The sequence below is a fragment of the Streptomyces sp. MZ04 genome, assembly GCF_004684775.1.
Lineage (GTDB): Bacteria > Actinomycetota > Actinomycetes > Streptomycetales > Streptomycetaceae > Streptomyces.
The window spans coordinates 1-8,124 of sequence record NZ_SRIC01000343.1; the positions used below are offsets into that span (position 1 = coordinate 1).

Consider the following 8,124-nt stretch of genomic DNA (forward strand, 5'->3'; position numbering starts at 1 on the left):
CCGCGTCCGACACCGTGGTCACCAACGCCCGGGGCGTCTTCGACCAGCCGATCGCCGAGTACGTGGCGGCGCTCGTCCTGGCGATGGCCAAGGACCTGCCGCACACCCTCCGCCTCCAGGGCGAGCGCACCTGGCGGCACCGCGAGTCCCAGCGGGTCGCCCGCACGCGCGCGTGCGTGGTGGGCTCGGGCCCGATCGGGCACGCGATCGTCCGTACGCTGAAGGCGCTGGGGATCATCACGGCGCTGGTGGGCCGCAAGGCGCAGCACGGCGTGCACGGCGCCGAGGAGCTCGACCGGCTCATGGCGCGCGCCGACTGGGTGATCTGCGCGGCGCCGCTGACGGACGCCACACGCGGCATGTTCGACGCGCGGCGGTTCGGCATGATGCAGCCCTCCGCGCGCTTCATCAACATCGGCCGCGGCGCGCTGGTCGTCGAGGACGATCTCGCGGCCGCGCTGTCGAAGCGGTGGATCGCGGGCGCGGCCCTCGACGTCTTCGAACACGAGCCGCTGCCGGCCGACAGCCCGCTGTGGACGGCGCCAGGGCTCATCGTGTCGCCGCACATGAGCGGGGACACGGTGGGCTGGCGCGATGAACTGGGCGCGCAGTTCGTCGAGTTGTACGAGGAGTGGGCGGCCGGGCGGCCGCTGACCAACGTGGTCGACAAGAAACGTGGGTATGTACCCGGGCATTGATCTCCCCTCTGCCCCGAGCTGTCCCCTCTCTTCTCCTGACTCTTCTCCTGACTCTTCTCCTGACTCTTCTACTGAGGAGCGTGCATGACCGAGCTCACGGATCTCACCGCCCTACAACTCGTCGACGGCTACCGGAAGGGCGAATTCAGCCCGGTCGAGGCGGCACGGGCCGCGCTGCGCAGGGCCGAGGAGGTGCAGCCCGCCGTGAACGCCTTCGTGCGCATCGACTCCGATGAGGCGATCGCGGGGGCCGAGGCGAGTGCCGAGCGGTGGCGGCGGGGCGAGCCGCGGGGGCTGGTGGACGGGGTCCCGGTCTCGGTCAAGGACATCCTGCTGCAGCGCGGCGGTCCCACCCTGCGGGGCTCCAAGACCGTTCGTACGGACGGGAGTTGGGACGAGGACGCGCCTTCGGTGGCCCGGCTGCGGGAGCACGGCGCGGTGTTCATCGGCAAGACGACGACGCCCGAGTTCGGCTGGAAGGGCGTCACGGACAGCCCGCGGAGCGGGGTCACGCGCAATCCGTACGACCACACGCGCACGGCGGGCGGATCGAGCGGCGGCAGCGCGGCGGCCGTGGCGTACGGCGCCGCGCCGGTGTCCCTGGGCACGGACGGCGGCGGCTCGGTGCGGATCCCGGGCGCGTTCTGCGGGATCTTCGCGCTGAAGCCGACGTACGGAAGGGTGCCGCTGTATCCCGCTTCGGCGTTCGGCACGCTCGCGCACGTCGGGCCGATGACGCGGGACGCGGCGGACGCGGCGCTCCTCATGGACGTGATCAGCGGCCCCGACTGGCGCGACTGGTCGCAGCTCGGCCCGGTCGCCGGCAGCTTCCGGGCGGGCATCGAAGGCGGCGTACGCGGTCTGCGCATCGCCTATTCGCCCTCGCTCGGCGGCCAGGTGGCGGTGCGGCCCGCGGTCGCGTCCGCGGTGCGGCGCGCGGTGGAGTCGCTGGCCGCGCAGGGGGCGTACGTCGAGGAGACCGACCCCGATTTCTCGGAGCCGGTGGAGGCCTTCCACACGCTGTGGTTCAGCGGGGCGGCGCGGGTGACACAGCATCTGCCGCCCGCACAGCGGGAGTTGCTGGATCCGGGGCTGCGGGAGATCTGCGCGCAGGGCGCCCGGTACAGCGCGCTCGACTATCTGGCGGCGGTCGACGTCCGGATGGAGCTCGGCCGCCGGATGGGCCGCTTCCACTCGACGTACGACCTGCTCGTCACTCCCACGCTGCCGATCACCGCGTTCGAGGCGGGGGCGGAGGTACCGAAAGGTTCCGGCCATCGCCGGTGGACGGGGTGGACGCCGTTCACGTACCCCTTCAACATGACGCAGCAGCCGGCGGCGACGGTGCCCTGCGGGGTGGACGGCGAGGGTCTGCCGGTCGGGGTGCAGATCGTGGCGGCGCGGCATGCGGACGCGCTGGTCCTGCGGGCGGCGCACGCCCTGTACGAGGCGGGCAGCGCGGGAATCGCGCCGCCCGCGGTGGGCTGAACCTAGACCCTGCGGAAGCTCAGCGTCTCCCCCTGCGCGCCCGCGCGCCACAGGTCGTTGCAGGCCTCGGCCATCCGGTCGAGGCCTTCGACGATCTGGCCCCAGACGATGCCGGGGACCCAGCCGACGTCGCCGTTGATGAGCAGGTTGTTGCGCTCGTAGAAGAGGGCGAGGTCGACGACCGTGCCGCGCTGCTCGGTTCCGTAGCCGTACGACTTCGTGCCCAACTCCGTTCCCGAGAAGGTGAAATAGCAGAGATCACCGGGGATGGGGGTGATGGTCGGGTTCTCCAGCGGCGGCTCCTGGGCGGCGAAGGCCGGAAAGAGCGCGTAGATCTCATTGCGCGCGTACTTCGCGTGGTAGACGTCCGAGCCCAGCGGCAGGGCGTCCCAGACCGCCTGGCAAGTGACCGGCGCGCGATCGTCGAGGAGTTTGGCCGTGCAGCGCACGTCCCGCTTGTCGAGGGAGACTTCGATGTGGCGGTCAACCATGCGTCTTCCTATTCCCTTGCGTTGATCCGAGTGGTGCGCCGCTCTCCCGCGGCACTTGCACGTTCGGCCACCTCCCCAAAGGTCAATTGCTGCAACGAGCGTAAGCCACAACACTCTTGGCTCAACCACAGGAGACGGCCACGTACGAGCCGCAGGAACCGACTGCTTAGACATTAGCGAGCGCCGTCGCCTGGACACCCGTCAACGACTCTCGGGGATGATTGTGTCGATCGACAAGTCAAGCAGCACCAGGAGAGCGCGTCAGGGGACGCCGCGTGCTCTCGCCGTGGCGGTGCTCGCCTCGGCGTCCTTGGCCGCGAGCACTCCCGCGTTTGCTTCCGGCCCGGCGCCTGCCCAGAAGTCCGCCGTCACCGTCGAGACCGCGGACGTTTCCGTTTCCGGTCTGCCCAAGAAGTGCTCGATGAAGGTGAAGACGACGCGCTACCTCTCCCAGGGCAAGCAGCGTCACGTGAGAGCGCGTGCCTACATCAAGTGCGAGTCGGTCCTGGGCGTCCGCGTCGACCTCACTCTCTTCAAGGGCAAGAAGCCGATGAAGACGAGGGTGTGCGAGAAGCACGCCGACACCCCGGGCAAGCCGCCGAAGCCCAGGAACCTGTCGTGCAGCAGGACCGTGGACCTGACCGACAAGTACAAGGGCAAGCAGACCTGGCGGGCCAAGGCCGAGGGCGACGCCTACCGCTATGGGTCGAACGGCAGCCAGAGCAAGTGGTCCAACAAGGTCAAGAGCTGAGGAGCGGCAGTCATGAAGACGTACGCGATCCGTACGACGACGGCCACTGCTCTTGCCGTGAGCATGCTCGCCACGCTGCCCGCGATCGGGGGCTCCGCCATCGCGGCCGACTCGAGCCCCACGATGATTCCAAAGGGCTGCAAGGCGAAGGCCGTGGTGCAGTTCTCGAAGACGAAGAAGGCCGTACGCGGCGGGGCGAAAGTCAGCTGCAAGAAGTGGCAGCGCCATCAGATTCAGGCAATTCTCTTCAAGAACGGGAAGAAGCTGAAGCACCAGATGGCGCGGGGCCCCGAGAAGGGCCGCAAGGACTGCAAGACGCAGAACAAATGCGGCGTCTACACAAAGGCGGTGAAGAACCGCAAGGGCCAGCAGAAGTGGTGCACTCGCGCGGAGTTCTTCCTGATGGGCAAAAGCACCATCAAGTGGTCGTGCAAGTACGCGTGACGACCTTCCCTCCGCTTCAGCCTCTCTTCACCGATTCAGGGAGTCGACAGCCATGACAAAGACGGCAGCACCGATAAAGCGGGCCGTTCTCGGGGTTCTCGCAGTCGCCATGACCGCCGGCATCAGCCTGGGCGCGACGGCGCCCGCGGAAGCCGCGACGGCGAAGAAGAAGTGCAGCGGCGGCCCGGCGAACTGCGTGCTCAAGAAGTACCACCCCCGCAAGGGGACCGTGAAGGTCTCGGTCAACAACTGGGGGAAGAGCAAGGACTTCATGTACGGCTGGGACATCCGCCACAAAGGCAAGATCATCTGCACCGGTGAAGTTCGCGAGCACTGGAAGACCAAGACCTTCAAGTGCAAGAACATGCCCAAGGGAAAGCTGCGTCTTGCCGTTCCGCACCGCAAGGGCACGACGATCAGCATGAAGTGGTAGCGCACCCGCATGAAGCAGTAGAGCGCCGAGACGGCGAATAGACGGCAAGGGCCCGATGAGCTGATCACTCATCGGACCCTTGCCGTTGCGCTGCCCGTTGCCGACGCACTGCTATTGTCGGAAAGTTACCGGTAAGCACGACTTATGCGGGCGGCTGACTACCACAACAACAATGGCCGAAGATGATGGGAATATCTTCGGCCATTCCCGGGTAGCCGCGCCCCCATGGCTCCACGACTTGGGAACGACTCAGAGAGCGCACGACAGCGAAGCCACCATCTACCACGGAGGTCACTGCTCACCGGAGCGTTCGCGCTCGGCGCCGCGGGGGCGCTGGGCGCGGCCGGGTGCAGCCGGATCCCGGACGTCGGCACGGTCGAGGGCGGCAGTCTGCTCGACAAGCTGCGCGACGCCGGGACCGTCCGGGTGGGCATCGCGAGCGAGCCGCCCTTCGGCTACGTCGACAGGGACGGCAAGGCGACAGGGCAGGCGCCGGAAATCGCGCGGGTGATCTTCGAACGCCTCGGTGTGCCGAACATCCGGGCCATCCCCACGGAGTTCGGGGCGCTGATTCCCGGGCTGCAGGTGCAGCAGTTCGACGTGATCTCGGCCGGGATGTACATCATCCCCGACCGCTGCGCGAAGGTCCTGTTCTCCGACCCCGACTACCTGATGCTCGATGCCTTCATCGTGCCGAAGGGCAATCCGCACAACATCAAGACGTACGACGACATCGTCAAGAAGGGCCTCAAGCTGGCCAGCGGCGCGTCGTACGCCGAGGTGGGGTACGCCAAGGCGGCCGGCGTGAAGAGCGTCCTTCCGCTGCCCGACCAGGTCGCGGGCCTCGATGCCGTGAAGCAGGGTCGGGTCGACGCGTTCGCCGGGACCAACGTCACGGTCAAGGGCGTGGTGAAGGGCAATCCCCGCGTCGAGTCGAGCGAGCCCTTCCAGCCGATGGTCGACGGGAAACCGGCGTATGGCGCGGGCGGGTTCGCGTTCCGCAACTCCGAGAAGAACCTGCGGGACGAGTTCAACAAGGAACTGCACAAGCTGAAGAAGAGCGGCGAACTCCTGGAAATCGTCAAGCCGTTCGGCTTCACGGCGGACGAGATGACGGATCTGACCGCAAAGGAGCTGTGCGGCTGATGATGACGTCCGAGTTCTTCATGGAGTGGTTCCTGCCCGGGCTCTGGGTGACGGTGCAGGTCACCGTGCTCAGCGCCATACTGGCCGTTGCCGTCGCCTTCCTGGTCGGCATTCTGCGCACGTCGCGCTTGTGGATCGTGCGGTTCGTCGCCGGTACCTATTTCGAGCTCTTCCGCGGCACGTCCGCGCTTGTCCTGATGTTCTGGATGGCCTTCGCCCTTCCGCTCATGCTCGGCTGGCAGTTCATGCCGATGGCCACCGGCGTCGTGGCGCTCGGTCTCACCTACGGTGCGTACGGCTCCGAGGTCGTCCGCGGCGCGCTCGCGGCCGTACCCGCCGCCCAGCGCGAGGCGGGCATCGCGCTCAGCTTCACCCCGATGCAGCGGCTGCGCCGCGTCGAACTTCCGCAGGCCTGGCCAGAGATGGTCCCCGCGTTCAACAACCTACTGATCGAGCTGCTCAAGGGCACGGCGCTGGTCTCCACGATCCTCGTCGCCGACATGACCTTCGCGGGCAACCTCTGGCGGCTCGCCACGAATGAGAGCGCCCCCGTCTACACGCTCCTCCTGGTCCTCTACTTCATCCTCGCCTTCATCCTCACGCGCGGCATGCGGGTGCTTGAGCGGCACGCCAAGGCGAAGGTGGGCCGCGCCCCTGAGAAGACCGGTCTGCTGAGCGGGCTGCGGTCCAAGCCCTCCACCGACGTCATCACGGGCACGGGAGGTGTCAAGTGAACTGGAGCTGGAGTGCCGCCGAAGACTTCATGCCGCTTTTCTGGGACGGCGTACTGGTCACCCTGCAGGCCCTGTTGTGGGGCGCGCTGATCTCCTTCTCGCTCGGACTCGTCTGGGCCATCGCCCAGCGGTCGACGCAGAAGTGGATCAGCTGGCCGGTGACCGTGTTCACCGAGTTCATCCGGAACACCCCGCTGCTGGTGCAGCTGTTCTTCCTCTTCTTCGTGGTGCCGGAGTGGGGTCCGTCGATGTCCCCGCTCACCACCGGCATCGTCGGCCTCGGCCTGCACTACTCGACGTACACCGCCGAGGTGTACCGGGCCGGTATCGACGCCGTGCCCGTCGGCCAGTGGGAGGCGTCCACCGCGCTGAGCCTCCCGCGCGGCCACACCTGGCGGGCCGTGATCCTGCCGCAGGCCATCCGTCGTGTCATCCCAGCCCTGGGCAACTACGTGGTGGCGATGCTCAAGGACTCCCCGATGATCTTCGTCGTCGGTGCGATGGAGATGCTCAACCAGGGCCGGACCTTCGCCAACACCACCACGAACTACGTCGAGGCTTACACGATCGTGGGCATCGCCTTCATCGTCATCGCCTACCCGGCTTCCGTCCTTCTCCGAGTCTTGGAGCGTCGTCTTGTCCGCTGACAGCAGCACCTCGAAGGAAACGACCAACCCGACGGTGGACGGCAGCGAGCTGATCCGCTTCGACAAGGTCACCAAGCGCTTCGGCAGCCATGTCGTCCTGGACGAGCTCGACTTCTCCGTGGCCTCGGGCAAGCACGTCACGCTGATCGGACCGTCCGGGTCCGGCAAGACGACGATCCTGCGCCTCCTGATGACCCTGATGAAGCCCGAGGAGGGCACCATCAAGGTCGGCGGCGAGTACCTCACGCACGAGACCAAGAACGGCAAGCTCGTGCCGGCGGGCGAGAAGTACATCCGCGAGATCCGCAAGAACATCGGGATGGTGTTCCAGCAGTTCAACCTCTTCCCGAACATGAAGGTCCTGCGGAACATCACCGAGGCGCCGGTCCAGGTGCTCGGCCTGTCGAAGGACGAGGCCGAGCAGCGGGCCCGCGAGCTGCTGGAACAGGTCGGACTGACCGAGCACATCGACAAGTACCCGTCCCAGCTCTCCGGCGGTCAGCAGCAGCGCGTCGCGATCGCGCGCGCCCTCGCGATGCGCCCGCAGGTGCTGCTCCTGGACGAGGTCACGTCCGCGCTCGACCCGGAGCTGGTCGCGGGTGTCCTCGATGTCCTCCGCGACATCGCGCACACCACGGACATCACTATGCTCTGCGTGACCCACGAGATGAACTTCGCCCGTGACATCTCGGACCAGGTCCTGATGTTCGACTCGGGCCGGGTGATCGAATCCGGGACACCGGAGAAGATCTTTACCGAGCCGGAGCACGAGCGGACGCGGGAATTCCTGAGCGCGGTGCTGTAGCTGCCGCCTACGCATACGCCGCCCTGGCTGCAAAAACCCGGCCCACCAATGGAGGGGGCCGGGTTTTTGCTTTCCCACTCACCCCTCACTTCTGGTGCAATGCCCTTTCGTGCACCTCCCAAAAAGTCAATAGCGAGCCCGCTCGCGATGCTGAAGCCTGTGGCGCACGGAAATCCGCCGCTCGCACACCGGAGGTAAATCAGTGTCGTCGCCGCGTCCGCCACGGCCGCGCCGTCCGGCGGGGGCTCGGTCTCCGTGCAGAAGGCCAAGTCGAAGTCCAAGTACGGGAAGTGGACCGCCGCGGGATGGGGCGGCATCAACAAGTGCCGCTACCACATCGCGCTTTTCGGCATACCGCCAAGAACATCTTCGCGCCTTCCCTGAAGATGAAGAACCCCAAGGGGAAGCAGCTGAGCCTCCCCAAAGGCACGCCGCATTCCCCCTGAGCACACTTCTCCACGCTTCCCCTCCTCTCCCCCTTCTCCCC

10 protein-coding genes are annotated in these 8,124 nt (G+C 67.0%); 9 read left to right on the forward strand and 1 reads right to left on the reverse strand.

Features of this window, described 5'->3' with window-relative positions; genetic code table 11:
- Nucleotides 1-698, forward strand: a 698-nt coding sequence (locus E2651_RS38410) for a D-2-hydroxyacid dehydrogenase (protein ID WP_135335910.1), incomplete at its 5' end; no start/stop codon positions are given.
- Nucleotides 699-782: 84 nt separating this feature from the next.
- A complete protein-coding gene (locus E2651_RS38415) occupies nucleotides 783-2,186 on the forward strand; it encodes an amidase (RefSeq protein WP_135335911.1) in 1,404 nt (467 codons plus the stop codon).
- A 2-nt stretch (nucleotides 2,187-2,188) separates the two neighbouring features.
- Here the strand turns inward: E2651_RS38415 and E2651_RS38420 are convergent, their stop codons facing one another.
- Entirely contained in the window at nucleotides 2,189-2,677 is a 489-nt protein-coding gene (locus E2651_RS38420; protein ID WP_135335912.1) for a DUF3830 family protein, read from the reverse strand.
- A 217-nt stretch (nucleotides 2,678-2,894) separates the two neighbouring features.
- Here E2651_RS38420 and E2651_RS38425 point away from each other — a divergent pair, with 217 nt between their 5' ends.
- The 7 genes from E2651_RS38425 to ehuA all read left to right on the forward strand — a co-directional run bounded on the left by E2651_RS38425 (nucleotide 2,895) and on the right by ehuA (nucleotide 7,637).
- Nucleotides 2,895-3,428, forward strand: a complete 534-nt coding sequence (locus E2651_RS38425; RefSeq protein WP_167829022.1) for a hypothetical protein — start codon at nucleotides 2,895-2,897, stop codon at nucleotides 3,426-3,428.
- 12 nt (nucleotides 3,429-3,440) lie between these two features.
- Nucleotides 3,441-3,872 (forward strand): hypothetical protein, encoded by a 432-nt coding sequence (locus E2651_RS38430; protein WP_135335914.1) that lies wholly within the window; start codon nucleotides 3,441-3,443, stop codon nucleotides 3,870-3,872.
- 52 nt (nucleotides 3,873-3,924) lie between these two features.
- On the forward strand, nucleotides 3,925-4,305 hold the full coding sequence (locus tag E2651_RS38435; protein ID WP_135335915.1) for a hypothetical protein: 381 nt from the start codon (nucleotides 3,925-3,927) through the stop codon (nucleotides 4,303-4,305).
- 225 nt (nucleotides 4,306-4,530) lie between these two features.
- Entirely contained in the window at nucleotides 4,531-5,451 is a 921-nt protein-coding gene (ehuB, locus tag E2651_RS38440) for an ectoine/hydroxyectoine ABC transporter substrate-binding protein EhuB (RefSeq protein WP_135335916.1), read from the forward strand.
- Nucleotides 5,451-6,185 carry an ectoine/hydroxyectoine ABC transporter permease subunit EhuC gene (gene ehuC, locus E2651_RS38445; RefSeq protein ID WP_135335917.1) on the forward strand — a complete coding sequence of 245 codons (735 nt, stop codon included), beginning with the start codon at nucleotides 5,451-5,453 and terminating at the stop codon, nucleotides 6,183-6,185. Before ehuB ends, ehuC begins: the two co-directional genes overlap by 1 nt.
- A complete protein-coding gene (ehuD, locus tag E2651_RS38450; RefSeq protein WP_135335918.1) occupies nucleotides 6,182-6,832 on the forward strand; it encodes an ectoine/hydroxyectoine ABC transporter permease subunit EhuD in 651 nt (216 codons plus the stop codon). Before ehuC ends, ehuD begins: the two co-directional genes overlap by 4 nt.
- Nucleotides 6,822-7,637, forward strand: coding sequence for an ectoine/hydroxyectoine ABC transporter ATP-binding protein EhuA (gene ehuA, locus E2651_RS38455; protein WP_135335919.1), 816 nt, complete (start codon nucleotides 6,822-6,824; stop codon nucleotides 7,635-7,637). The genes ehuD and ehuA overlap by 11 nt, the downstream gene beginning before the upstream one ends.
- Nucleotides 7,638-8,124 lie beyond the last annotated feature (487 nt).

Coding starts and splice junctions, on each gene's coding strand:
- ehuC (WP_135335917.1), top strand. CDS start 5,451: ATGATGACGTCCGAGTTCTTCATGGAGTGGTTCCTGCCCGGGCTCTGG.
- E2651_RS38415 (WP_135335911.1), top strand. CDS start 783: ATGACCGAGCTCACGGATCTCACCGCCCTACAACTCGTCGACGGCTAC.
- E2651_RS38430 (WP_135335914.1), top strand. CDS start 3,441: ATGAAGACGTACGCGATCCGTACGACGACGGCCACTGCTCTTGCCGTG.
- ehuB (WP_135335916.1), top strand. CDS start 4,531: ATGGCTCCACGACTTGGGAACGACTCAGAGAGCGCACGACAGCGAAGC.
- E2651_RS38420 (WP_135335912.1), bottom strand. CDS start 2,677: ATGGTTGACCGCCACATCGAAGTCTCCCTCGACAAGCGGGACGTGCGC.
- E2651_RS38435 (WP_135335915.1), top strand. CDS start 3,925: ATGACAAAGACGGCAGCACCGATAAAGCGGGCCGTTCTCGGGGTTCTC.
- E2651_RS38425 (WP_167829022.1), top strand. CDS start 2,895: ATGATTGTGTCGATCGACAAGTCAAGCAGCACCAGGAGAGCGCGTCAG.